The sequence below is a fragment of the Cypionkella aquatica genome (genome assembly GCF_030161095.1).
Lineage (GTDB): Bacteria > Pseudomonadota > Alphaproteobacteria > Rhodobacterales > Rhodobacteraceae > Cypionkella > Cypionkella aquatica.
Map to the genome: position 1 here is coordinate 603,771 of NZ_BSPP01000007.1, position 23,574 is coordinate 627,344.

At 60.8% G+C, this 23,574-nt stretch carries 24 protein-coding genes; 13 read left to right on the forward strand and 11 right to left on the reverse strand.

Translation table 11 applies throughout. The features are described from left to right. The first annotated feature begins 5 nt into the window (after positions 1–5). Positions 6–1,277 carry a hemolysin family protein gene (locus tag QQJ98_RS11520; protein WP_284325474.1) on the forward strand — a complete coding sequence of 424 codons (1,272 nt, stop codon included), beginning with the start codon at positions 6–8 and terminating at the stop codon, positions 1,275–1,277. 138 nt (positions 1,278–1,415) lie between these two features. On the opposite strand, the gene QQJ98_RS11525 is transcribed toward QQJ98_RS11520, so the two are convergent. The 6 genes from QQJ98_RS11525 to QQJ98_RS11550 all read right to left on the reverse strand — a co-directional run bounded on the left by QQJ98_RS11525 (position 1,416) and on the right by QQJ98_RS11550 (position 6,536). After that, positions 1,416–2,615, reverse strand: a complete 1,200-nt coding sequence (locus tag QQJ98_RS11525; RefSeq protein WP_431307809.1) for a LysM peptidoglycan-binding domain-containing M23 family metallopeptidase — start codon at positions 2,613–2,615, stop codon at positions 1,416–1,418. 48 nt (positions 2,616–2,663) lie between these two features. Beyond that, on the reverse strand, positions 2,664–3,329 hold the full coding sequence (locus QQJ98_RS11530) for a protein-L-isoaspartate(D-aspartate) O-methyltransferase (RefSeq protein WP_284325475.1): 666 nt from the start codon (positions 3,327–3,329) through the stop codon (positions 2,664–2,666). Further along, positions 3,326–4,111, reverse strand: coding sequence for a 5'/3'-nucleotidase SurE (surE, locus tag QQJ98_RS11535; protein ID WP_284325593.1), 786 nt, complete (start codon positions 4,109–4,111; stop codon positions 3,326–3,328). Before surE ends, QQJ98_RS11530 begins: the two co-directional genes overlap by 4 nt. A gap of 78 nt (positions 4,112–4,189) precedes the next feature. Continuing rightward, positions 4,190–4,780, reverse strand: a complete 591-nt coding sequence (locus tag QQJ98_RS11540; protein WP_284325476.1) for an NAD(P)H-dependent oxidoreductase — start codon at positions 4,778–4,780, stop codon at positions 4,190–4,192. Further along, positions 4,780–5,676 carry a DMT family transporter gene (locus QQJ98_RS11545; RefSeq protein WP_284325477.1) on the reverse strand — a complete coding sequence of 299 codons (897 nt, stop codon included), beginning with the start codon at positions 5,674–5,676 and terminating at the stop codon, positions 4,780–4,782. The genes QQJ98_RS11540 and QQJ98_RS11545 overlap by 1 nt, the downstream gene beginning before the upstream one ends. Positions 5,677–5,780: 104 nt before the next feature. After that, on the reverse strand, positions 5,781–6,536 hold the full coding sequence (locus QQJ98_RS11550; protein WP_284325478.1) for a hypothetical protein: 756 nt from the start codon (positions 6,534–6,536) through the stop codon (positions 5,781–5,783). A gap of 586 nt (positions 6,537–7,122) precedes the next feature. Here QQJ98_RS11550 and ilvD point away from each other — a divergent pair. Further along, positions 7,123–8,961, forward strand: coding sequence for a dihydroxy-acid dehydratase (ilvD, locus tag QQJ98_RS11555; RefSeq protein WP_284325479.1), 1,839 nt, complete (start codon positions 7,123–7,125; stop codon positions 8,959–8,961). A gap of 275 nt (positions 8,962–9,236) precedes the next feature. Continuing rightward, on the forward strand, positions 9,237–10,247 hold the full coding sequence (gene dusA / locus QQJ98_RS11560; protein ID WP_284325480.1) for a tRNA dihydrouridine(20/20a) synthase DusA: 1,011 nt from the start codon (positions 9,237–9,239) through the stop codon (positions 10,245–10,247). On the opposite strand, the gene QQJ98_RS11565 is transcribed toward dusA, so the two are convergent. Continuing rightward, the gene (locus tag QQJ98_RS11565; RefSeq protein ID WP_284325481.1) at positions 10,223–11,422 is read right to left on the reverse strand and encodes a multidrug effflux MFS transporter; all 1,200 of its coding nucleotides are present in this window, start codon (positions 11,420–11,422) and stop codon (positions 10,223–10,225) included. The genes dusA and QQJ98_RS11565 overlap by 25 nt on opposite strands. Positions 11,423–11,556: 134 nt before the next feature. Here QQJ98_RS11565 and QQJ98_RS11570 point away from each other — a divergent pair, with 134 nt between their 5' ends. Continuing rightward, the gene (locus QQJ98_RS11570) at positions 11,557–12,375 is read left to right on the forward strand and encodes a sulfite exporter TauE/SafE family protein (RefSeq protein WP_284325482.1); all 819 of its coding nucleotides are present in this window, start codon (positions 11,557–11,559) and stop codon (positions 12,373–12,375) included. Positions 12,376–12,585: 210 nt separating this feature from the next. Here QQJ98_RS11570 and QQJ98_RS11575 read toward each other — a convergent pair whose 3' ends face one another. Genes QQJ98_RS11575 through ccmI form a run of 3 tightly spaced genes read right to left on the reverse strand, consistent with a single transcriptional unit; the run spans position 12,586 to position 14,543 of the window. Beyond that, complete coding sequence (locus QQJ98_RS11575) at positions 12,586–12,822, reverse strand: DUF1289 domain-containing protein (protein ID WP_284325483.1); 237 nt, start codon at positions 12,820–12,822, stop codon at positions 12,586–12,588. After that, positions 12,823–13,338, reverse strand: coding sequence for a Holliday junction resolvase RuvX (gene ruvX, locus QQJ98_RS11580; RefSeq protein ID WP_284325484.1), 516 nt, complete (start codon positions 13,336–13,338; stop codon positions 12,823–12,825). Beyond that, positions 13,335–14,543 (reverse strand): c-type cytochrome biogenesis protein CcmI, encoded by a 1,209-nt coding sequence (gene ccmI, locus QQJ98_RS11585; protein WP_284325485.1) that lies wholly within the window; start codon positions 14,541–14,543, stop codon positions 13,335–13,337. Before ccmI ends, ruvX begins: the two co-directional genes overlap by 4 nt. Positions 14,544–14,744: 201 nt before the next feature. Between ccmI and QQJ98_RS11590 the strand changes: the two genes are divergently transcribed. The 9 genes from QQJ98_RS11590 (at position 14,745) to QQJ98_RS11630 (ending at position 22,996) form a co-directional block, all read left to right on the forward strand. Then, positions 14,745–15,992 (forward strand): sarcosine oxidase subunit beta family protein, encoded by a 1,248-nt coding sequence (locus QQJ98_RS11590; RefSeq protein WP_284325486.1) that lies wholly within the window; start codon positions 14,745–14,747, stop codon positions 15,990–15,992. Between the two features lie 82 nt (positions 15,993–16,074). Next, complete coding sequence (locus QQJ98_RS11595; protein WP_284325487.1) at positions 16,075–16,425, forward strand: hypothetical protein; 351 nt, start codon at positions 16,075–16,077, stop codon at positions 16,423–16,425. A 126-nt stretch (positions 16,426–16,551) separates the two neighbouring features. Continuing rightward, entirely contained in the window at positions 16,552–16,875 is a 324-nt protein-coding gene (locus tag QQJ98_RS11600) for a sarcosine oxidase subunit delta (RefSeq protein WP_054008561.1), read from the forward strand. Then, on the forward strand, positions 16,872–19,880 hold the full coding sequence (locus QQJ98_RS11605; RefSeq protein WP_284325488.1) for a sarcosine oxidase subunit alpha family protein: 3,009 nt from the start codon (positions 16,872–16,874) through the stop codon (positions 19,878–19,880). Before QQJ98_RS11600 ends, QQJ98_RS11605 begins: the two co-directional genes overlap by 4 nt. Then, positions 19,873–20,439 carry a sarcosine oxidase subunit gamma gene (locus tag QQJ98_RS11610; RefSeq protein ID WP_284325489.1) on the forward strand — a complete coding sequence of 189 codons (567 nt, stop codon included), beginning with the start codon at positions 19,873–19,875 and terminating at the stop codon, positions 20,437–20,439. Before QQJ98_RS11605 ends, QQJ98_RS11610 begins: the two co-directional genes overlap by 8 nt. 80 nt (positions 20,440–20,519) lie before the next feature. Beyond that, positions 20,520–20,933 (forward strand): hypothetical protein, encoded by a 414-nt coding sequence (locus QQJ98_RS11615; RefSeq protein ID WP_284325490.1) that lies wholly within the window; start codon positions 20,520–20,522, stop codon positions 20,931–20,933. Positions 20,934–20,983: 50 nt separating this feature from the next. After that, positions 20,984–21,421, forward strand: a complete 438-nt coding sequence (locus QQJ98_RS11620; protein WP_284325491.1) for a hypothetical protein — start codon at positions 20,984–20,986, stop codon at positions 21,419–21,421. An 84-nt stretch (positions 21,422–21,505) separates the two neighbouring features. Continuing rightward, a complete protein-coding gene (locus QQJ98_RS11625) occupies positions 21,506–22,105 on the forward strand; it encodes a superoxide dismutase (protein WP_284325492.1) in 600 nt (199 codons plus the stop codon). Between the two features lie 75 nt (positions 22,106–22,180). Beyond that, complete coding sequence (locus QQJ98_RS11630; RefSeq protein ID WP_284325493.1) at positions 22,181–22,996, forward strand: metallophosphoesterase; 816 nt, start codon at positions 22,181–22,183, stop codon at positions 22,994–22,996. Positions 22,997–22,999: 3 nt separating this feature from the next. On the opposite strand, the gene QQJ98_RS11635 is transcribed toward QQJ98_RS11630, so the two are convergent. After that, on the reverse strand, positions 23,000–23,557 hold the full coding sequence (locus tag QQJ98_RS11635; RefSeq protein ID WP_284325494.1) for an LOG family protein: 558 nt from the start codon (positions 23,555–23,557) through the stop codon (positions 23,000–23,002). Positions 23,558–23,574 lie beyond the last annotated feature (17 nt).

Consider the following 23,574-nt stretch of genomic DNA (forward strand, 5'->3'; position numbering starts at 1 on the left):
GCATCATGATCATAGAAATTCTTGTTCTCGTTGCGCTGATCGTTTTGAACGGCGTGTTGGCGATGTCTGAAATGGCGATTGTCTCGGCGCGTCCTGCGCGTCTGAAATCGCTGGAAGGCAAAAGCAAAGGCGCTGCTGCGGCCTTGCGGTTGGCCGAAAATCCGGGGCGCTTCTTGTCCACCGTGCAAATCGGCATCACGGCGGTCGGCGTGCTGTCGGGCGCGCTGTCGGGCGCAACCTTGGGTCTGCGGCTGACCAACTGGCTGATCTCGCTTGGGGTTGATGCCGATTGGGCATCCAGCCTTGGCGTCGGCGGCGTGGTGGTCTCGATCACCTATGTGTCTCTGATCATTGGCGAATTGGTGCCAAAGCAGCTGGCGCTGCGCAATGCTGAATTGGTGGCCATTCGCGTGGCCCCGGCGATGGCGGTGCTAAGCACCATCACCACGCCGATCGTGTGGTTGCTGGATCGCTCTGGCAAATCCGTGTTGTGGCTGCTGGGCCAGCGCGGCGATTCCGGCAACAGGGTGACGGAAGAAGAGGTGCATAGCCTTTTGTCCGAGGCCCATGAAGGTGGTGTGCTGGAGGATGGCGAGCGTGAGATGATGGCAGGCGTGATGCGTCTGGGCGATCGCACCGCGCGGGCCCTGATGACGCCGCGCCATGAAGTGCAGATGCTGGAGTTGGAAAGCACCTCGGCCGAGGCCGTATCGCTGATCCGCAAGATTGCCCGCCCGCGCATGCTGGTGCAAAGCCGCGAAACCGGCGAGGTGGTGGGGATTGTCACCCTTGCCGATGTGTTCAACGTGGTGTCGCGGCGCGAGGCTTTGGATCTGCGCGCGCTGGTGGTTGATGTGCCAGTGGTGTCGGATCAGGCCGATGCGCTCGACGCTTTGGTGGTGTTGCACAAATCGGCGCATCACATCGCTTTGGTCTATGACGAATACGGCCATTTCGAGGGCATCATCACCACGGATGATGTGCTGGAAGCGATCACTGGCGCGGAAAGCTCGGCAGATGCTGACGAGCCTGCGCTTTTGGTGCGTGCCGATGGCAGCTTGTTGGTGTCGGGCTGGATGCCTGCAGATGAGTTCTGCGACCGTCTTGGCCTGTCGCGCAGCCTTGCCGGTGAATATGACACCATCGCCGGATTGGTGTTGCATCAGCTGCGCCGGATGCCGGTGCTGGGGGATGTGTTCACCGCTGAAGGCTATCAGTTCGAGGTGATCGACCTTGACGGCTTGCGCATCGACAAGGTGCTGGTCAGCGAGGTCTGAGGCCGGGTCTTCTGAGGCCCGGTTCTAGGTCATTCTTTGTGCTTGAATATCCCGCCGGAGGCTTCGCGGCCTGTATCTGATGCCTCCGGCGGGGATATTTAAGCCAGTCTGAAAGCCTGAAGTCCGAAAACCATCGGTCTATTGCAGATAAGCCATCGGATCGACGGAATCGACGCCTTTGCGGACTTCGAAATGCACAAAGGCCGGATCGCCGGGACGCACCACGGCGATGCTTTGGCCCTTGCTGACCTTATCGCCTTTGGCAACCTTGAGCCCATCGACCCCGGCATAAACCGTCAGGATGCCATCGGCATGGCGGATCACCACAATCGGCGTGCCGGTGGTATCTTTGGTCACGGCGGCGACGGTGCCGTCGGCTGCGGATTTCACCGCGGTGCCTGCGGGCGCCGAGATGTCGATGCCGTCGTTTTTCTTCTTGGCATAGGCGCGGATCACTTTGCCGTTGACGGGCATGGTGAATTTGGTCGCCGAAGCGGCGGTGCGGTCTTTGCCAAGATCAGCCGCCGGGGCAGGTTTCTCGCTGGCCTTCGCGGGTTTCTCGGCAGGCAGCGGTTTCTTGGCCGAGGGCGGCTCGGGTGTGGGCGAGCCGGAACCGGGCGGCGTGGTGACGGCGACCGGGTCTTTTACGGGCGGCGCGGAATTAGCGGTCGGGATGATCAGGAACTGGCCTTCGCGCACTTCGAGATCGGGGCCGAGGCCGTTCCAATCGGCAATCGAGCGCGCCGAGATATTGTAGATCCGCGCGATGGAAAATGCGGTTTCGCCGCGTTTGACCTGATGGCGCACGGGTTCGGTGCCTGCGGGTTTTGCAGGTTTGGCGGGCGTTGCAGTCGGGCTGGTGGTGCCGACACGGTCCAGCGCCGTTGTGGCAATCGAGCTTACATCCACGGTGCCCGGCGTCGCCATGCTGCCGATCACGCCGCCTGACGTTGCCGTGGGGGCTGCCGCGACGCGGGCGGGCAGGGCGAGCACCTCGCCTTCGCGCAGGCTGGTGGTTGGGGTCAGGCCGTTGTATTTCGCCAGCTGATCGGCGGGCAGGCCAATGCGCCCTGCGACCGAGGCGACAGTATCGCCCTTTTGCGCCACGGCGGCCTGATAGGTCGGATAAGACAACACGCCGCGCGCATCGGCTGCCGGGCGCGGATCGGTGGCCCGCAAGGCCGCATCCGAAGTATCGAGCGATCCGTTGCCGGCGCGCAAATCCCAATCAAAGGGCCGCGAGGTGCTGCAAGCCGACAGCAGCAGCAGGGCTGCCATGCCAAGAACAGGCATCCCCAGAACGGGAAGCCGAGAGATCGGTTGGCGCGAAAGGGTCATGCTGGCCTCTTTACCGGGCCCGGTTGCTCCGGGCCCTCTTCGTTGCTGTTAATCTGCGCTGATCCCCTCGACCAGAGGCACAAAGCGCACTGGGCGAAGTTCTTCGTAATCGTAGCCTGACTCAAGCCGGGTGACTTTGATCAGATGTTGCACTGTATCAGATTGGCCCACCGGAACCACCATGATACCGCCGATCTTGAGCTGCGCCAAGAGCGGGCCGGGCGGGTCTTCGGCGGCTGCCGTCACGATAATGCGATCAAATGGCGCTTGATCGGGCAACCCAAAGCTGCCGTCGCTGGTCATAGCGACGATATTCACCAACCCCAGTTCGCGGAACAATTCCTGAGCTTCGCGCACAAGGCGGCGGTGGCGGTCAACGGTGTAAACTCTGCGCGCCAGATGTGCGAGGATGGCGGCCTGATAGCCCGATCCGGTGCCGACCTCTAGCACGGTGTCGCGCGGGCTGATGTTCAGGGCTTGGGTCATCAGGCCGACCACCGAAGGCTGGCTGATGGTTTGGCCGCAAGCAATCGGCAGCGGCATGTCTTCATAGGCGCGTTCGGCGAACAGGCCGCGCACGAACTGACCGCGATCGACGCGCTCCATCACCGCGAGCACGCGGGTGTCGGTGACACCTTTGGAACGAAGGGCAAACAGGAACCGCATCTTGCGCTCGGCCGCCGTCTCTGGATCAGGCGCGCCGTTCTCTGTCATGCGAGCCGCGCCGCAAGATCGGCGAGCGTGTCATGGGCGGTCAGATCGCAGCGCAAAGGGGTGACCGAGATATAGCCATCAAGGTTCACCGCGGCATCGCTGCCGGGCAGGGTGGGCGTGTGCTGCGGGCCGCCCTTGATCCAGAGGAATCGCTTGCCCGAGGGCGCGGTATAGGGCTGGATGCCAAAGCTGGTGTCGCGGCGGAAGCCTTGCGGGGCGACCTTGTGACCCTTGACCGCTTTGGCGGCGCAGGGTGGAAAGTTGATGTTGTAGAACACGCGGTAATCGTCGGTGGTCCAGATGCCTTTGTCGAGCAAGGCGCGGATGATCTTGGTGCCGTGGGTGGCTGCGGCCTCAAACGGGTCGTCCAGATCCTCGGTATCGCGGCCCATGTATTGCGACAGCGCAATCGCGGGGATGCCGTGCAGGGCGGCCTCCATCGCGGCACCGATGGTGCCAGAGTAAAGCACGTTTTCGGCCGAGTTGTTGCCGCGGTTCACCCCCGACAGCACCAGATCGGGCTTGGCACCATCCAGCACATCATAGACCCCTGCCAGCACGCAATCGGCAGGCGAGCCTTCGACGGCATAGCGGCGCTCGGCCAGTTTGGCGTTGATCATCGGGTGGGTGTAGCTGATGCAATGGCCGACGCCGGATTGCTCAAACGCGGGCGCGACCGTCCAGACCTCGCCCTTGGGGCCAGCGATTTCCTGCGCGATACGGGTCAGGGTGACAAGTCCGGGGGCGTTGATGCCGTCGTCATTGGTGATCAGAATTCGCATCATGCTGCCCTGTTATTACGTCAGCCTTGATAGACGTTTGACAGCGGGGCGGCAAGCACTGCTGGTGTTTCGCCGTGCTTAAACCGCAATCTGTGCCATGCGCGCCGCTATTTTTTCAAGCTGGGCGGCGCGGCTGGTATCGGTGCTGGCGTCTATCGCGTAATGCGCGAGCCATAGGGTTTTGCAACGGCGGTTGGTGCAGGCGCGCAGACCGCGCAGCAATTGGCGTTTGCCGGGGGCGCCGAGCAGCAGGTTGTATTGCAGGCGCGTCGCGCCAAGGCTGGTGATGACGCCCAGCAGCCGGATGTTGGGCAGGCCGGGTTTCAGGCCATTTGGCATGGGGTGGAACGCCACGCCGGGGCGGAAGGTGCGGTCGAGCCAGCCTTTCAGGATTGCGGGCGGCCCGCTCCACCATGTCGGGTGGGTGAAGATCAGGCCTTCGGCCCAATGCAGGGCCTCGATGTGGGCGGTGAGGGTTTCGTCTATGGCGTCGGGGTCAGGGTAGCTGCGCCATTCGTCGAGGCTGAGTGTGGGTTGGAAATCTTCGGCGTAGAGGTCGATCAGCCGGGTTTCGTGGCCTGCGGCGCGGGCGGCGGCTATGGCGGTATCGCGGCAGGCGGCGGTGAAGCTGCCCGCGTCAGGATGGGCGTGGAGGAACAGCAGGCGCATCAGGCGGGTTGGCCGCGTTGGCTTTGCGCCAGTTTGATCAGGGTGTGGGCGGTGATGGCGATCAGGATCACGCAGCCGCCGATCAGGGTTTTCGTGCCCGGATTTTCGCCCAGAAACACCCACACCAGCAGCGGGCCTGCGATGATTTCCAGCATGGTGATCATCGACACTTCGGCGGCGGGCAGATAGCGCGGGCCGATTTGCAAAAGGAAGCAGCCGCCCGCAAGGATCACGCCACCGGAGAGGGCGATCAGGGCAATTTGTTGCAGGTCAAGCGGCTCCATTGGGGCGAAGGGATAGGCGATGGCAGATGTCAGCAGATATCCAAGCGCAATCGACGGCATCAGATTGCCATTTGGGGCGGTGCGGATCACCACATAATAAGAGGCGATGGCCACGGCATTGGCCAGCGCAAACAGATCGCCCGACAGATGCCCGCCGCCCAGACTGCCCGCAGCAATGATGCCAACGCCAGCGAACACACCGACAATCGCGCCCCATGTTGGGGTGTCGATACGCTCACGCAGGAGCGCCCATGACATCATCGCGGCAATGAACGGGGCGGTGGCCAGGATCAGCAGCGCGTTCGCCGCAGAGGTCTGGCCCAGCGAGGCGAGGAAGAACACCGAGCCTATGCCTTGCAGAAAGATCATCGCCAGCGAGGGCCAGCGGAACAGATCGCGCCAGTTCGGCAGGTCTTTGCGGCCAAACAGACCGAGGGCGATGGCGGTGGTGACAAAGGCCGCCACACCGCGCCAGACGGCGACGGTCATGGTGTCGGTTTCAATCAGGCGCACCACCAGCACATCGGGGAAGAAGAACAGCACGCCGAGAACGGTGACGGCAAAGCCATAGGCTTGCGGGTTGCGGGTGGACAGGGGCGCGCGGGTTGTCATGGGTGTCTCCTCTGCCGGTGGTTATACGGGATTGGCGTGGAGAGGAAAGGTCTGGGGGCGACAGGGGGAGGGGTGGAAGTGGGGGGGCAACTAAAAGGGAATTGCTATTCTTGTAGATTCGATGTTTTGGGCGATGACCCATCATCCCTCATGAAAAGGGGAGCAGAGGGCTTGCGCGGCTCCTGAACCATACTAAAGGGAACAAAGTGAGCAACTTTTCGGGCATACTTTTTTGGCTTTTTTTGAAAGATGTGGGTTGTGATCATGCGAACGTAATTATTCGACATGATTGTGATCACCTCCCTAACCCAAATCATCCATTCGTCAAATGCACGTTGAAGAGTGATGTCTTTCATGCCGTCAATATGGCGTGAAAGCCTACCGATGAACATGACTTCTTCGCCAGCTGGATAAAATCCATTCCCTGTTTTCTGATGGACATAAAGGCTAAAATTAGCATTTGAAGACGTGAATAGAAGATTTTTTCTAGCAGCTTTGAAAGAATAATGATTTGCCGCTTCATTTCGTAAATCTTCAGCTAATCTATAGCCGATCATTGTTTCGGATTCCGAAATTTCACTGCTAATCTTCGCGGCCTCATCTGACCACGATTTGTCAGAGTTTTTCGAATCCTTACCCTCAAGCATGGTGCGGTACTCAAATACCTTTGCGGCCATTGTGCGAAGAAGTAAGTTTCTCTGACTGAAGCTAGCTGAATCTAGAAATTCATCTCCTGTGTAGGGATGAGACGCGTTTAGGAAAAGGCGCATAAAAGTGTTAATTTCGGTGATCGCGTAAGCTGTGATTACCAGACCAGCTTGCAAGTCTGTGTGTAGGTGAGAATAATCCTCCTTTCTCATCTTATATTCCCCTATATGTTCGATAGCCTTATGATCCAACTTGATATCCCCAAATGTTTCTACGCTGCGATGCTATCGTCCTTAACATCTGTGTGCACTAGACCAAATAGAGAAGCCGCCTATCAATACTAACAAAGCTGGGAGCAACATGTTCACGCTTGCTCTCTTGCCCGGAATCTAGGTCGAAGCCCGCCGGGCCGCTCCCCATTGCCCGAAAGGGGACCTGCCGCCGGGAGGGCGCGATTGCTCAGGGTGCCAGCAGAAATTCGGGGGGATTGCTTGAGGCATAAAGCGCGGCGAACTTTTGTTGGCGCGTCCTCCCGAGGTCGGGTGCGGCCCAGTGTTGTGCGGGTTGAGGCCGGAGTGTGCTTGAGGGGGTGAGGCCCCGGATCAAGCCCGGGGCGGCTTGGTGAGGGGGGCGTGGTCGGGCGGAACCTCTGGTCTGTCTCGTTTATGGCCAGCGCAAAATTGTGGCAGCGGGGCCCCGCGCTTGCGATTGCACCCTTGAAGCTGGGCGGCGCAGGGGGCATGAAGGGGCGCACGGTTCCGGGCGCGCTCGTGGAACCCATAGCTATGAGGATCAGCCATGCCTGTTTATCGTTCCAGAACCACCACTCACGGCCGCAACATGGCGGGGGCGCGCGGGCTTTGGCGGGCGACGGGGATGAAGGATGGCGATTTCGGCAAGCCGATCATTGCGATTGTGAACTCGTTTACCCAGTTCGTCCCCGGCCATGTCCATCTGAAAGATCTGGGGCAGATGGTGGCGCGCGAGGTGGAACGCGTGGGCGGGGTTGCCAAGGAATTCAACACCATCGCGGTGGATGACGGCATTGCGATGGGGCATGACGGGATGCTGTATTCGCTGCCCTCGCGCGAGTTGATCGCGGATTCTGTCGAATACATGGTGAACGCGCATTGCGCCGACGCGATGGTCTGCATTTCCAACTGCGACAAGATCACCCCCGGCATGCTGATGGCGGCGATGCGGCTGAACATCCCGGTGGTGTTCGTCTCGGGCGGGCCGATGGAGGCTGGCAAGGTGGTGATCGACGGGAAAGAGCTGGCGCTTGATCTGGTCGATGCGATGGTTTCGGCGGCGGACGAGTCGGTGTCGGACGAAGATCTGGCGAAGATCGAGGCTGCGGCTTGCCCGACCTGCGGGTCGTGTTCGGGGATGTTCACCGCCAATTCGATGAACTGCCTGACCGAGGCTTTGGGGCTGTCGCTGCCGGGCAATGGCTCGACTCTGGCGACTCATTCGGCGCGGCAGGGGTTGTTCCTTGAGGCGGGGCGGCTGATCGTTGACATCACCAAGCGGCATTATGAGGGCAACGAAAAAGGCCTGCTTCCGCGCGATATTGCCAGCAAGGGCGCGTTTGAAAATGCGATGGCGCTGGATATTGCGATGGGTGGCTCGACCAACACTGTGCTGCATATCTTGGCTGCGGCGCATGAGGGTGGCGTCGATTTCACCATGACCGACATTGACGCTTTGTCGCGCAAGGTGCCGGTGCTGTGCAAGGTCGCCCCTGCCAAGCAGGACGTTCATATGGAGGACGTGCACCGCGCGGGCGGCATCATGGCAATCTTGGGCCAGTTGGATGCGGCGGGCCTGTTGAACCGCGATTGCCCGACGGTGCATGCGCCGACCTTGGGGGCGGCGATTGACCATTGGGATATCTCGCGCAGCAATCACCCTGAAGTGCGCGAATTGTTCCTTGCCGCGCCCGGTGGGGTGCCGACGCAAGTGGCGTTCAGCCAAAGCCGCAAATGGGCAGAGCTGGATACTGACCGCACCAAGGGCGTGATCCGCTCGGCCAAGACCCCTTTCTCCAAGGATGGCGGTTTGGCGGTGCTGTCGGGGAACATCGCGCCCGAGGGCTGTATCGTGAAAACCGCCGGGGTGGACGATTCTATTCTGGTGTTTGCAGGCCCTGCGCGCGTATTTGAATCGCAGAACGCCGCGGTTGAGGCGATCTTGTCGAACTGGATCAAAGAGGGCGATGTGCTGGTGATCCGGTATGAGGGGCCGAAAGGCGGGCCGGGGATGCAGGAAATGCTGTATCCGACTTCGTATCTGAAATCCAAGGGCCTCGGGAAGGCCTGTGCCTTGTTGACCGATGGGCGGTTCTCGGGGGGGACTTCGGGTCTGTCGATCGGGCATGTGTCGCCCGAGGCGGCGTCGGGCGGGCTGATCGGTCTGGTCGAGGAGGGGGATCGCATCGAGATCAATATCCCGGCGCGGACCATCCATCTGGCCGTGTCCGAAGCGGATATTGCCAAGCGGCGGGCAGCGCAGGACGCCAAGGGCTGGAAGCCAGCCAAGAAGCGGCCGCGCAAGATCAGTCAGGCTTTGCGGGCCTATGGGTTGTTTGCGACTTCGGCTGCGACCGGGGCTGTGCGGCAGTTGCCCGACGAGTGAGGGCGGTTTTCCGGGGGAGCGCCGGGGGTTCACACCCCCGGACCCCGTGGAATATTTCGGCCAATGCGAAAGCAAATTTTAGGTAAATTTTAGCGGTTGGGCGCAATGTCGGCCGCGTGCCACGACGGTGGATCGCTGCCTTCTGTCACGCGCTTAGCGAGATTGCGGTTTTGCCGGGGGGATGTTTGGTGCCGCAATGCGGCTTGGCTTCCCGCCGCTTAAGCGCTATTTTACCGCCCTATCGCGGCATTGGCCCGTGCAACAAGGGTCTGACGTTGGCTGACATTTCGCATACCCCCGCCGCCTTGCCTGCGCATCGTTTGTCGGTGGCGCCGATGATGGAATGGTCGGATCGGCACTGTCGGTTTTTTCACCGGCTGATGAGCCGCCGCGCCATGCTGTATACCGAGATGGTGACGGCCGCCGCGATCCTGCATGGGCCGAAGCATCGCCTGCTGGACTATAGCGCGGCAGAGCATCCGCTTGCGCTGCAAATCGGCGGATCCGACCCGCGTGAATTGGCTATGGCCACAAGGATTGCACGCGATTGGGGCTATGCCGAGATCAATCTGAACGTCGGCTGCCCGTCAGACCGGGTGCAATCGGGTTGTTTTGGTGCCGTGTTGATGGAGCGACCGGGACTGGTCGCCGATTGCGTGGCGGCGATGGGGGCCGAAAGCGATGTGCCGGTGACGGTGAAATGCCGCATTGGCGTTGATGATCAGGACCCCGAAATTGTGCTGCCGGATTTTCTGGAGAAAGTCTCGGCGGCGGGTGTCAATCATTTCATCATCCATGCCCGCAAGGCTTGGCTCAAGGGGCTGTCACCGAAAGAAAACCGCGAGATTCCGCCGCTGAACTATGACCTTGTGCTGCGGATGAAGGCGGCGTTTCCGCAGCTGACCATTTGCATCAATGGGGGCATCACCGGCTTGGATCAGGCGCAACGCTTGCTTGAGCAGGGGCTGGATGGCGTGATGGTCGGGCGGGCGGCCTATCATGATCCGGCCTCGGTTCTGGTTGGGGCAGATGCTTTGTGGGGCGAGGCGGGCGGTCTTGACGCCTTTGGCGCTGTCGAGGCGATGCGGCCCTATATGCTGGATCATATCGCACAGGGCGGAAAGCTACATCAGATCACCCGGCATATGCTGGGCCTGTTCACCGGGCGGCCCGGCGCGCGCGGCTGGCGCCGGGTGTTGTCGGAACGTGCCAACAAACCCGGCGCGGGTCTTGAAGTGCTGGATGCGGCCCTGGCCGAGCTTCAGACCGCGGCCACCGCCGCCTGACGCGGGATCAGCCACGACAGCACCAGCGAAATCGCACCACACAGGGCAATCGCGCCCAACATCGGCACCACGGTGCCATCCATCAAGGGCCCGGTTGCAGCAACCAGAACGCCCGCTGCCACCATCTGCATCGTGCCGCCAAGCGAGGCCGCAAGTCCGGCATGCTCGCCCTGTTCTTCCAGCGCCAGCACCTGTGCGGTGGGCAGAACCACGCCCAGAAACATATTGGCGAGGAACAGCCCGGCTATGGTGACGTAAAGTGAGGCAAAGCCCAGCAAAGCCAGCGCAAACAGCGCGATAGTGGCGATGGCAAAGCCAGTGGTCGCCAGCACGATCATGCGTTTGGCTCCCAGCCGATTGCTGATCGGGGCTGCAAATTGTGACGCCGCAAAGAAGCCAAAGGCGTTGACTGCGAAGGCCAATGAGAATTGCGTCGGGCTCAGCCCAAATTGCCCGGTGTAGACAAACGAGGCCGAGGCGATGAAGACGAAAAAGCTGGCGAAGGCAAAGCCTGCAAGGAAGGTCATCGACAGAAAACCGCGGTCGGTGAACAGCACACCAAGGCCTTTGCGCATGGTGGCAAGATCAAAGCGCTGACGGCTTTCTGGGGGCAAAGTCTCGGCCACCATGAAGTGGATCAGGAAAAAGCTGAGCGTGGCCGCCAGCAACAGCGCCCAGAACACCAGCCGCCACGAGCCGAACGCCATCAGGGCCGAACCGGAAAGTGGTGCCAGCAAGGGCGAGATCGCAATGACGATCATGATGGTGGACATCATCCGGGTGGCGTCGGCACCGGTTGCCAGATCGCGGATCATGGCGCGCAAAACCACCATATTGGCGGCGCCGCCGATGCCTTGAATGAAGCGACCGAAAATCAACATCTCGACCGTCGGGGCCACGGCGCAGATCACTGTGCCCAGCATGAACAGCGCAAGCCCCGCATACATCGGCGGTTTGCGGCCCGCTTGATCGGCCCAAGGGCCATAGATCAGTTGTGCGACGCCAAAGGCCAGAAAATACGCCACAATCGTCCATTGCACCGCCTGCATCGAGGTGGCGAGATCGCTTTGGATTTTCGGCATCGCGGGCAGATACATATCAATCGCAAACGGGCCCACAGCTGCGACAAGACCAAGGATCAGAGAATAACGCATCAAGGATACGGATTTCGGCATGGTGCCCTCAAATTTATGCAAGGGACGATGCTTAGCTGGGAAACTTGCCAAGGGAAAGGCTTGAACGTCTGGTATGGCGCGGCGAATCCGGGTTATGTCAGCAAAACACTCTGCCTGCGATGATGGGAGCCGATATGCCTGAACTTTCTGCGCTTTTGCCGATGGTGGCGCTGCTTTTTGTGATTGGTGGCGTGGCCGGAGTGGTGGCGGGCTTGCTGGGGGTCGGTGGTGGCATCGTGTTGGTGCCCGCGTTTTTCTATGCCTTCACCCATCTGGGCTATGATGGGCCGCAGTTGATGCAGATCTGCGTGGCGACTTCGCTTGCGACGATTGTGGTGACATCGCCGCGCTCGGTCGCATCGCATCACAAGAAGGGGGCCGTGGATTGGCAGATGCTGCGCGATTGGGCACCGTATATCGTGATCGGGGCGCTGGCGGGGACGCTGGTGGCGGCATCGGTGAAATCGGTGGTGCTGCAGGTGGTGTTCGGCGTGCTGGCGGGGTTGGCGGGGCTTTATATGGCGTTTGGCAAGCCTGGCTGGCGTCTGGGAGAGAGCTTGCCGGGACAGCCTGCGCGCGGGGTGATGGCGACAGTGCTGGCGTTTTGCTCGGCGATGATGGGGATTGGCGGCGGCACTTTCGGGGTGCCGTTGATGAGCCTTTATGGCGTGCCGATCCACCGGGCTGTGGCCACGGCGGCGGGGTTGGGGGTGCTGATCGCGGTGCCGTCGGTGCTGGGATTTCTGTTCGTGCCGATTGAAAATGCCCCGCCCTATACTTTGGGTGCGGTCAATCTTCCCGCGTTTCTGGTGGTGATCGGATCGACCATGCTGACGACGCCTTGGGGGGTAAAGCTGGCGCATGCGATGGACCCCAAGCCGCTGAAACGGGCGTTTGCGGTGTTCATCACTTTGGTGGCGCTGAATATGCTGCGCAAGGTGGCGGGGTTCTAGTTTGGATGGTCCCGAGTTGGGACCGCGCGCGCTGTGCGTGAAATCAAGGGGTTAGGCGGCGACTTTACGATTTGTTAACTTTTGCGCTGCTATTTGCGCGCGGTTTGGTGGCTGCGCGATTGGGGTGTGGGGTGCTTGGTTGCCGCTGCGGAACGCTATGCGCGGGACGGTTTCACCCAGAATATGACCCAAGGCGTCAGTTTTGCTGGGTTAGGTTTCGGGGTTGGCAAGGCGTGCCATGCGACCGCCGCGGCGTTTGGTGAGGGTGGTGGCGCGGGAGGGCAGTTCTGCCATGATCTTGGCGCGTTCGGCTTGGGTCAGGCGCGACCAGCCTGCGATCTCGTCAATGCTGCGGAAACAGCCGACGCAAATCCGGGCCTCGGGGTGGACGACGCAGAGTTTGACGCAGGGGCTTTCGATCTCGGCGCGTTTCCAGACTTCGTCCATTCAGCTGTCGTCCTGTATGATCGCGGGCTTATCTGACGCTGGCGGGGTTCTGGCCATATAGCCCAAGCGATCCAGCGCACCTTGCAAGATATAACCTGCGGCGACTTGGTCAATGACCTCGCGGCGGCGTTTGCGCGAGGTGTCACCTTCCAGCAGCGCACGTTCGGCGGCAACGGTGGACAGCCGTTCATCCCAGAAGGTGATCGGCAGATCGCTCAGCCGGATCAGGTTGCGCGCAAAGGCGCGGGTGGATTGCACGCGCGGGCCTTCAGAGCCATCCATGTTCAAGGGCAGACCAAGCACGATACCTGCGATGTTGCGCTCGGCCAGCACGGCCAGCAATTCGGCGGCATCGGCGGTAAACTTGGTGCGGCGCACGGTGTGAATCGGAGTCGAGACACTGCGGCGCAGATCGGACACCGCAATGCCGATGGTTTTATCGCCCAGATCAAGGCCGCAGATGGCACGGTTTGCGGGCAGTGCTGCCAGAAACTCGCTGATCTCAAGGCATATCATGGGGTTACTCCGGCATCCGAGGCGGCGGCTTCGATCTGCCCCAAGGCGGCGTCATCGGTTTTGAAAGCGGCAAGGGCCTGTTTATAAGCGGCTTTGGCGCGGGCGTTATCGCCCAAAACCGCGCTGGATTTGATCAGTTTGACCCATTCTTCGACCGGGCCGCCTTGGCTGGTCAGCCGGGTTTGCAGCTGATCAACCATGCCTTTGATCATGTCTTGGCGATCCGCGCTCGACATGCCATCGGCACTGGCGACATCCTCGGCGCTGGGGCCTTTCAGGTCGGGCAACTGATACTTGATCCCGGCCGCATCGGCGGTTTGCTGCAACATGCCACGGATCGGGGCGATCCACGGCGCATCGCTGGGGCCTTCGCGCAAAAGCGGCTCCCACAAGGCAAAGGCGCGGTCGGGGCGGTCGATTTCGGCGAACATCAGGCCCGAGAAATAGCGCGCAAGCGGGTTGGTGGCGTCAAGCTCCAGCGCGCGGATAAGGTGGCGTTCGGCCTGCGGCGTGACCGCACCGCCGGCGGCAAAAATCATGGTCTGTGCAAGGCCCGCGTGATCGGCAGCACTGGCCGTATCACCCATCAGGTCCAGCAGATGTTCCTGCGCCTTGCGCGCGGCGATGTAGTTGCCCAGTTGCGCTTCGTTTCTGGCCAAAAGTGCCAAGCCCTGCTGATCATCCGGGCGTGCAGCCACGGCGGCGCGCAGCTTTTCCATCAGCGCGGCGAATTCGGCATCTGGCTGCGGTTCGGCTGCGGGGGCAGGGGCTGCGGCCTCGGCTTCGGTTTGGCTTGGGCGGTTGTTGTAGAGCTGATCGGCCATCGCCAACCGATCGCTCAGCGGCTGATCGGCATAGTCAGGGGCACCGAGGCGGTCATAGGTATAAAGCGCCGCCGCAGCCGCCAGCACGACCAAAGCGGCTGCGGGCCAAACTTTGCCACTGCCACCAGCCACGATATTTTGTTGGGCGCGGTCCGCATCCAGCAGGCGGCGCGAGACTTCGGTGCGCAGGCGCTCGGCCTCGGGCGCAGTGATCACGGCGCGGGCAAGGTCGCGGTCGACTTCTGCCAGCTGATCGCGGTAAACTTTCAGTGCAGCCCCGGGATCGGCCTGCACGGCCCCGTTGCGCAGGGCTTGCAGCAAGGTCGCGACCACGCCGCCTGAAAGCCCCAGCACCGCTGCCCAAAACACCCAATCCTGCATCCTGGCCCCTTGCTGTTGGCGTCCTTGCTGAGCCGGGTGTAGGCGCTTTGGCATTGCGGCAAAAGAGGTGATTGCGCCGCAGCCATCACGCTTGGTTCAAATCCGCCGCGCGTGTCGTAATTTTCCCGATTGTGCCGCTGGTGGGGCGGGATAAAAGCAGGGATCACGCGATAAGCAGCGTAAAGTTAAGGGAGCCAGCCCATGAAGCGCTATTCGGTTTTCGCCATCGCCAAACAGGCGCTGAATTATCACCTTGGCTGGGAGAGGGCTTGGGCTGCTCCGGCACCAAAGAAAGCCTATGATGTGATCATCGTGGGGGCAGGTGGCCATGGTCTTGCGACCGCCTACTACTTGGGCAAGAATTTCGGCATCACCAATGTGGCGATCATCGAAAAAGGGTGGCTGGGCGGTGGCAACACTGGTCGGAACACCACAATTATTCGGTCTAACTACCTGCAAGATCCGTCGGCTGCGATCTATGAAAAGGCGCGGTCCTTGTATGAGACGATGTCGCAGGATCTGAACTATAACGTCATGTTCAGCCCGCGTGGGCTTTTGATGCTGGGCCAGACCCATCACGAGGTGCGCGGCTATCTGCGCACGGTGCATGCCAACAACATGCAGGGTGTCGCGACCGAGTGGATTTCGCCGAAGCGCGTCAAGGAATTGGTGCCGATCATCAATATCGACGGGCCGCGCTATCCGATCCTTGGGGCGCTCTATCAGGCGCGTGGCGGCACCGCGCGGCATGACGCCGTGGCTTGGGGCTATGCGCGGGCGTGCTCGGATATGGGCATGGATATCATCCAGCAATGCGAGGTCAAAGGTGTGACTTCTGAAGCAGGGGTTGTGACCGGGGTGGAATCCACCAAGGGCTTTATCGGCTGCAAGAAGTTGGGCGTTGTCGTCGCGGGCCATTCGGGCCAAGTCGCTGAAATGGCAGGCTTCCGTCTGCCGGTTGAGGCAGTGGCTTTGCAAGCCATGGTGTCCGAGCCGATCAAGCCCTGCATGGATGTGGTGGTGATGGCCAACACCGTGCATGGTTACATGTCGCAATCCGACAAGGGTGAAATGGTGATCGGTGGTGGCACCGACGGCTTTAACAACTTCACCCAGCGCGGCTCTTTCCACCATATCGAAGAAACCCTGCGCGCGCTGATTGAAACCTTCCCGATGATCAGCCGCCTGAAGATGCTGCGGCAATGGGGCGGGATTGTCGATATGACCGGGGATCGCTCGCCGATCATCTCGAAAACGCCTTTGGGGAATTGCTTCATCAACTGCGGCTGGGGCACGGGTGGCTTCAAGGCCATTCCGGGGTCGGGCTGGGCGATGGCCGAGCTGATGGCCAAGGGCGAGCCGGGGGCTTTGGCCGAGGCGTTCAACATGTGGCGCTTCAAGGAAGGTCAGTTCATCGACGAATCCGTGGCCGCTGGGGTTGCGCATTGATGTTGGGTTTCGCCCGCCTCTGGAACCAAAACGCGCCTCGCCGCGTTACCTTGTCAGATACATTCTGCAAGGAGACTTCGTCATGGCTGAAGACTATCGTACACCGCCCGAGCGCGATATCCGCATCACAGAACCCAAACCTGCCAGCAACCTTGGCTTCATCGTCGGCGGCTTGGTCGTCGCGGTGGCTCTGCTGCTGTGGTTCGTGTTCGGTGACAGCAACATGGGCGCCAACAACACCGGCGACACCAACAATGTCACCGTTGAAACGCCAGTCGCGCCAGCACCCGCTGACCCGGTTGCGCCAGCCCCGGCTGACCCTGTCACCCCGGCCCCTGCCGATCCTGTCGCACCTGCGCCAGCCGATCCGGTTGTGCCTGCGCCCGCTGACCCGGCACCTGCCACGCCTCCGGCAGCACCTGCCAACCCGTAACACCGCTGGCCTGCGGGCTGGTTTTGATCTGACCAATTTGGGCGGACACCGTGCGGTGTCCGCCCTTTTCTCGTATCCGCAGGGTGCTTCGGCCCTTGCTTGCACATTGCCAACAGGGATGACGCTATGCTGATTCTGGAATGTCCGTATTGCGGCGTCAAAGCCGAAGAAACCGAACTGACGCCGGGCTATGAGGCGCATCTCAAGCGCTTTGGCCCCGGGTCTTCAGATACCGAGTTTGAAGATTACATGTTCGCGCGCAAGAACCCCAAAGGGGTGCATTTTGAGCGTTGGCGGCATGTGTACGGCTGCGGCAAGTGGTTTTTGGCGGCGCGCGATACCAACACTTTGGAAGTGTTCGGCACCTATCCCGCGCAATCTTCAGCGCCGCCTGCAGACCTGCAAGACAAGATCAAGGCCAAACGGCCGGACTGGAAGGGCTACAAATGAGCACCCGGCTTTCAAAAGGCGGCCGTCTGATCGACCGCTCGGCTCCACAAGAGTTTTCGTTCAACGGCAAGGCCATGCGCGGCTTGCAAGGCGACAGCTTGGCCTCGGCGCTGCTGGCCAATGACCAGATGTTGCTGGGCCGCAGCTTCAAATATCACCGCCCGCGTGGCTTGGTGGCGGCAGGGCCAGAAGAGCCCAATGCGATTGTGGGCCTTGGCCGCGATGGCCGGTTCGAGCCGAACCAGCGCGTGACCACGACCGAGTTGTTCGACGGGTTGGAAGCGGCCAGCCAGAACCACTGGCCGAGCCTAGAGTTCGACGTGGGCGTGATCAACAACACTCTGGCGCGCTTTCTGCCGGGTGGGTTTTACTACAAAACCTTCATGTGGCCGCGCGCTGCGTGGAAACATCTGTTCGAGCCGATCATTCGCCGCTCGGCTGGTTTGGGCAAAGCGCCGACCGCGCGCGATGCGGATCGCTATGAATACACCTACAGCTTTTGCGATGTGCTGATCCTTGGCGGCGGCATTGCAGGTTTGCAGGCGGCATTGGTTGCGGGCGCATCTGGCGCGCGGGTCATGTTGCTGGAGCAAGCCGCGCATTGGGGTGGGCGCGCGCCGGTGGATGGCGATGTGATCGAGGGCGGTCCAGCAGATGTGTGGATCAACAATGCCGTGCAAACCCTTGCTGGACTTGAGAATGTGACGATGAAGCTGCGCACGATGGGCGCGGGCGTCTATGACCACGGCTATGTGCTGGCCGAAGAAAAGGTCGCCGATACCACGCCGGGCGATGGTCGTCCGAAAAAGCGGTTGTGGCGGATTCGGGCCAAGCAAATTGTGACGGCGACCGGAGCGATCGAGCGGCCTTTGTCGTTTGCGGGCAATGATATTCCCGGCGTGATGCTGGCGGGATCGCTGCGCGAATTCGTGGTGAACTACGCCGTCTCGGCTGGGGATCGCACCGTGGTTGTCACCAACAATGACGACGCCTACCGCACCGCGATTGCGCTGGTGCAGGCGGGGTTGTCGGTGCCTTGCATCGTCGATGCACGCGCATCAGTGACGGGCGATCTGCCCGCCAAGGCGCGCGCCATGGGCATCCGGGTCGAGGCAGGCCGCGCGATTGCCAAGGTCAAAGGTGGCAAGCGTGTCACCGGGGTTTCTCTCTGTGCGCAAGCCGGGCAAGGCGCTGTTCTGGAAGAGATTTCCTGCGACGCAGTGGCGATGTCGGGCGGTTGGTCGCCGGTGGTGCATCTGTGGAGCCATTGCGGCGGCAAGCTGGTGTGGGACAAAACCCATGCCCATTTCCGCCCCGATGCGACCCGCCCGCCGACTGGCGCGGATGGCTTGGCGATGGTGGTGCCTGTCGGCAATGCCAATGGCATGATGACGGCGGCTGACGCGCTGGTTTGCGGTGCCAAGGGCGGCGCTGCGGCAGCAGAGGCTGCGGGCTTCAAGGCCGAAGCCGTGGCCGCTGTGGCTGATGCGGCCCCCGAGGCGGATATGGAAGCGGTCTGGATCATGCCGCAGGGTGCAGGACCCGCGCTGAAGGCCAAGATGTGGCTGGATTATCAGAACGATGTGAAAGTATCGGACGTGCAACTGGCTGCGCGCGAAGGCTATACTTCGGTCGAGCATACCAAGCGCTACACGACTTTGGGCATGGCAACGGATCAGGGTAAGCTAAGCAATATCAACGGTCTGGCCGTGCTTGCTGATGCTTTGCATGAAGAAATCCCGCAGGTCGGCACCACCACGTTCCGCCCGCCTTATGCCCCGGTGACACTGGGTGCTTTGGCTGGCGAGTCGCGTGGCGATATCTTCCAACCCCTGCGCAAGACGCCGATGCACGCTTGGCACGAAGCAAACCACGCGTACTTTGAACCGGTCGGTCTGTGGCGCCGCCCCTATACCTTCCCGCGTGCGGGCGAGAACCACGAGCAAGCCGTGCATCGTGAGGTGATCAACACCCGCACCAATCTGGGACTTCTGGATGCCTCGACCCTTGGCAAGATCATCGTCAAAGGGCCGGATGCGGGCAAGTTTCTGGATATGCTGTACACCGGCGTCATGTCGACGCTTCCTGTCGGTAAATGCCGCTATGGCCTGATGTGTTCCGAGCAAGGCTTCCTGTCGGATGACGGCGTTGTGGCGCGGATCGACGAGGATACCTGGCTTTGCCATACCACGTCCGGCGGCGCGGATCGTATCCACGCCTGGATGGAAGACTGGCTGCAATGCGAATGGTGGGATTGGCAGGTCTATACGGCCAACGTCACCGAACAACTGGCTCAGGTGGCCGTGGTTGGGCCTAACGCGCGCAAAGTGCTGGAGAAACTGGGCGGGATGGACGTTTCCAAGGAAGCGCTGCCGTTCATGCAATGGGCGGATGGCACTTTGGGCGGATTTCCTGCACGGGTGTACAGGATTAGCTTCTCGGGCGAATTGTCCTACGAAGTTGCGGTTCCGGCCAGTGTCGGCCTCGCGTTCTGGGAGGCATTGCACGCCGCCGGAGCCGAGTTTGGCGCGATGGTTTATGGCACCGAAGCGTTGCATATCATGCGGGCCGAAAAGGGCTTTATCATGATCGGTGATGAAACCGACGGCACCATCATTCCACAGGATTTGAACCTCGGCTGGGCGATCTCGAAGAAAAAGGCCGATTACTTGGGCAAGCGCGGGCAGGAACGCAATTTCCTTGCCTCGCCTGACCGCTGGAAGCTGGCTGGGTTTGAGACTTTGGACGGCTCAGTTGTGCAGGACGGCGCTTATATTCCATCTGCTGGCAAAAATGCGAACGGGCAGGGCAATACCCAAGGCCGCGTGACCTCGACCTATTATTCGCCCACCCTGAAAAAGGGCATTGCGATGGGGTTGATCAAGGGCGGCTTGGACCGGATCGGTGATGTGGTGGAATTTACCACGATCACCGGCGGTGTGGTGAAGGCGAAAGTGGTGGATCCGGTGTTCTATGACAAAGACGGGGAGAAGAATAATGTCTGATCGGATCAGCACCCACATTGTCAGCCCGCTGGCGCATGCGTCATTTGATGGCTTTGCCAAAGTGTCCGAGATCGGCCCCGTGGGCATGATCGGTTTGCGGGCGAAAGCCGATGTGCCGGGGCTTGCGGCCGCGATCAAGGCGGCGGTGGGCACTGCGGCGCCCTCACAGCGCCAGATCGAGATTGCTGGCGATCGCGCGGCGGGCTGGATGAGCCCGGACGAATATCTGCTGATCCTGCCTTATGGCGAAACCGATGCAGCGCTGACGGCGATTGCGGATGCGCTGCAAGGCCAGCACCATCTGGCAGTTGCGATTTCGGATGCGCGCGCGGTGTTTCGCGTCGAAGGGGCCAAGGCTGATCAGGTGTTGGCAAAACTTTCGCCGGTCGATTTTGCGACTCTGGGGCCAAAAGAGTTGCGTCGCACCCGGGCGGCACAGGTGGCCGCTGCATTCTGGAAAGATGGAGATGGCTTTACTGTTGTCTGCTTCCGCTCTGTCGCGGGCTATGTGATGGGATTGCTCAGCCATTCTGCGATGAAGGGCAGTGAGATTTCTTAAGCAACCTCCGGCATTTGGCGGTTGACGAAGCCTTTGGCGCGGCGTTGGTATGGGGCAAATGGGAACAAGGAGTTTGCCCGATGCCGCCGCGCGTAAGAGGTTTCGCTATTTTGATGGCTTTGATGGTTTGCGCGCAGCCTGCGCTGGCCAAACCAGTGATTTATGATTGCAAGCCCGATGCGGGCCGTTCGGATTCCGTGCTGCAACCCGAATATGTCATCGCCTATGACAAGGCGACGGGCGAGGTGTTGATCAATGATCCGATCATTATGAACACCTTTGGCAAACCGATCAAAGGTGTGGTGCAATCCGAAAGCGATGTGCGCACGGTGTTTGACTGGAAGCTGAAAACCCTGAAAGGCACCGAGGGCAGTGCGTCATGGGAATATCGCGCGCGGGTGTTCAAGGCGGACGGGCGGCTGTCGATGACGGTCACACCGGTTGGCTTTGACAACCAGTTTTCGTCGCAGGGACGCTGCACGGTTCAGAAGTAAGCTTGGTTTATGACGCCTGCGGACAAGTCGCTGCGGTTAAGGAATATGCTATGCGTAAATTAGGTTTGGCGGCTTTTGCCGTTTTGGTATCCGTTGCAGGCCATGCCGCGGCCAAGCCGGTGCTGTATGACTGTAGCCCCAGTTCGGGTGCGGACAATTCCATCGTGCAAAAGCAGGTCTTGATCGTGCATGATTCCGAGACCGGCGAGGCTTTTGTCAATGATGGCGTGGTGATGCATGTGTACGGCGCGCCCACCAAGGCAAAAATCGCTTCGGAATCAGCCGATTGGGTGACGTTTACCTGGCATATCGAGCGGTTGAAGATGGGCTCTGTCAGCGCCGATCTGGACTATCGGATCAAGCTGCACAAACCTGATGGCAAGATGACTTTCTCGCTGTACGCGCCCAGCTTCAGCAACCAGATCGACGATGTCGGACGCTGCACCGCCAAGTCTGCAAAAGCAGGCAAGAAGTCGAGCAAGAAGTAACGAATTGGCAGTGTTGCCCTTGACCTTGCCGATTCAAAGTCACTTATAGAGGGCAACGCACATCTGAAAACAGGAGTTCATCCGATGGCTTTTACCCTTCCCGATCTTCCCTATGCGCATGACGCTCTGGCGGCCCTTGGCATGTCGAAAGAGACGTTGGAATTCCACCACGACATCCACCACAAGGCCTATGTTGACAACGGCAACAAGCTGATCGCGGGCACCGAGTGGGAGTCCAAGTCGCTGGAAGATATCGTCAAAGGCACCTATGCGGCGGGCTCCGTGGCGCAGAATGGCATCTTCAACAATGCCTCGCAGCATTGGAATCACAACCTGTTCTGGGAAGTGATGGGGCCTGCGGGCAAAGCCATGCCCGGCGATCTGGAAAAGGCGCTGGTTGAGGCGTTCGGTTCGGTTGCCAAGTTCAAGGAAGATTTCGCTGCGGCAGGCGCGGGCCAATTCGGTTCGGGCTGGGCGTGGCTGGTGAAAGACAAGGACGGCAGCCTGAAGATCACCAAGACCGAGAATGGCGTCAATCCACTGTGCTTTGGCCAGACCGCGCTGCTCGGCTGCGATGTGTGGGAACATTCCTACTACATCGACTTCCGCAACAAGCGCCCGGCTTACCTGTCGAACTTCCTTGAGAAGTTGGTGAACTGGGAAGCGGTTGCAGCCAAGCTGTAAATGATCTCCCGAAGGGGATTTCTGAAGGGCCTGCTGGGGGGAACTCTGGCAGGCCTTTTATCTGCGGGATATGCAGTGGCAGAGGCGGCATTGCGGTTGAGGGTGCAGCACTGGGCGCTTGCGCCTGCGGGCTGGCGGCGTGGCCAACGCTTGCGCATCGTCATGGTCGCTGATCTGCACGCCACTGGGTTTGGCATGAATGAGGCGCGTGTGGCAGAGATGGTCAGCCTTGCCAATGCGCAGGGCGGCGATCTGATCGCGCTGATGGGCGATTACCGCGCCTCGCATCGGTTTCAGACCCGCATAGTGCCGATTGAGGCCGTCGCCCCTATTCTGGCGGGCCTGCGCGCACCGCTTGGCGTTTATGCGGTGATGGGCAACCATGATTGGTGGGACGATCCCGCAGCCATCGCGCGCCGGGCAGGCCCGTGCCACAGCCAGACCGTGCTAGAGGCCGCGGGCATCCCGGTGCTGGCCAATCGCGCGGTGAAACTGGGGCAGGCCGCGGCTGCGTTCTGGCTGGGTGGCACCGACAGTCAAGCGTGTTTTCAGCGCGAGGATCGACGTGATATCGTCGGCATGTCGGATGTGGCCGGAACTGTCGCACAGATGAACGACAGTGATCCTGCTATTCTGTTGGCGCATGAACCCGATCAGTTCGTGACCGTGCCGGATCGGGTGGCGCTGACCTTGTCGGGGCATACCCACGGCGGGCAGATACGCTTCGGTCCTTGGGCGCCGGTGGTGCCGTCGCGGTTTGGCCAGCGCTTTGACTACGGCCATTTCCGCGAAGGCGCGCGCGATCTGGTGGTGTCGGGCGGTTTGGGCTGCTCGGGCCTGCCCATCCGCTTCGGTGTGCCGCCCGAAATCACCGTGGTTGATCTGTCTTAAGCGTCAGCCAAGCGCTGCGCGCAGGGCGCTGGTCAAAGCGGGCACATCCGGCATCGCGGTGAAATAGGTCTTCACCGAAGCATCGGCAAAACCCTCGGCGATGATGTGATCGAGCAGGGCGATCAGCGGGTTCCAATAGCCTTCGACGTTCAACAGATAGATCGGTTTGCGGTGCAGGCCGATCTGCGCCCAAGTCAGCACCTCAAAGAACTCGTCCAGACTGCCAGCACCGCCCGGCAGCACCACGACAGCATCCGAGTTCATGAACATCACCTTTTTGCGCTCGTGCATATCCTCGGTGATCACCAGTTGCGACAGATCGTGCTTGCCACGCTCGGCTGACATCAGATGCGTCGGGATCACGCCAAAGGTCGGCGCCCCTGCGGTTTGGGCGGCACGTGCGACCTCGCCCATCAGACCCACATCACCCGCCCCATAAACAAGCCGCCAGCCCTGCGCGGCAATCGCCTGACCCATGGCACGGGCGGCTTGGGCATGGGCGGGATTGTGACCGGCGCGCGCGCCACAGAAGACACAGATCGAAGGCAGAGCACGGGCCATGAGCATATCTATCCGAA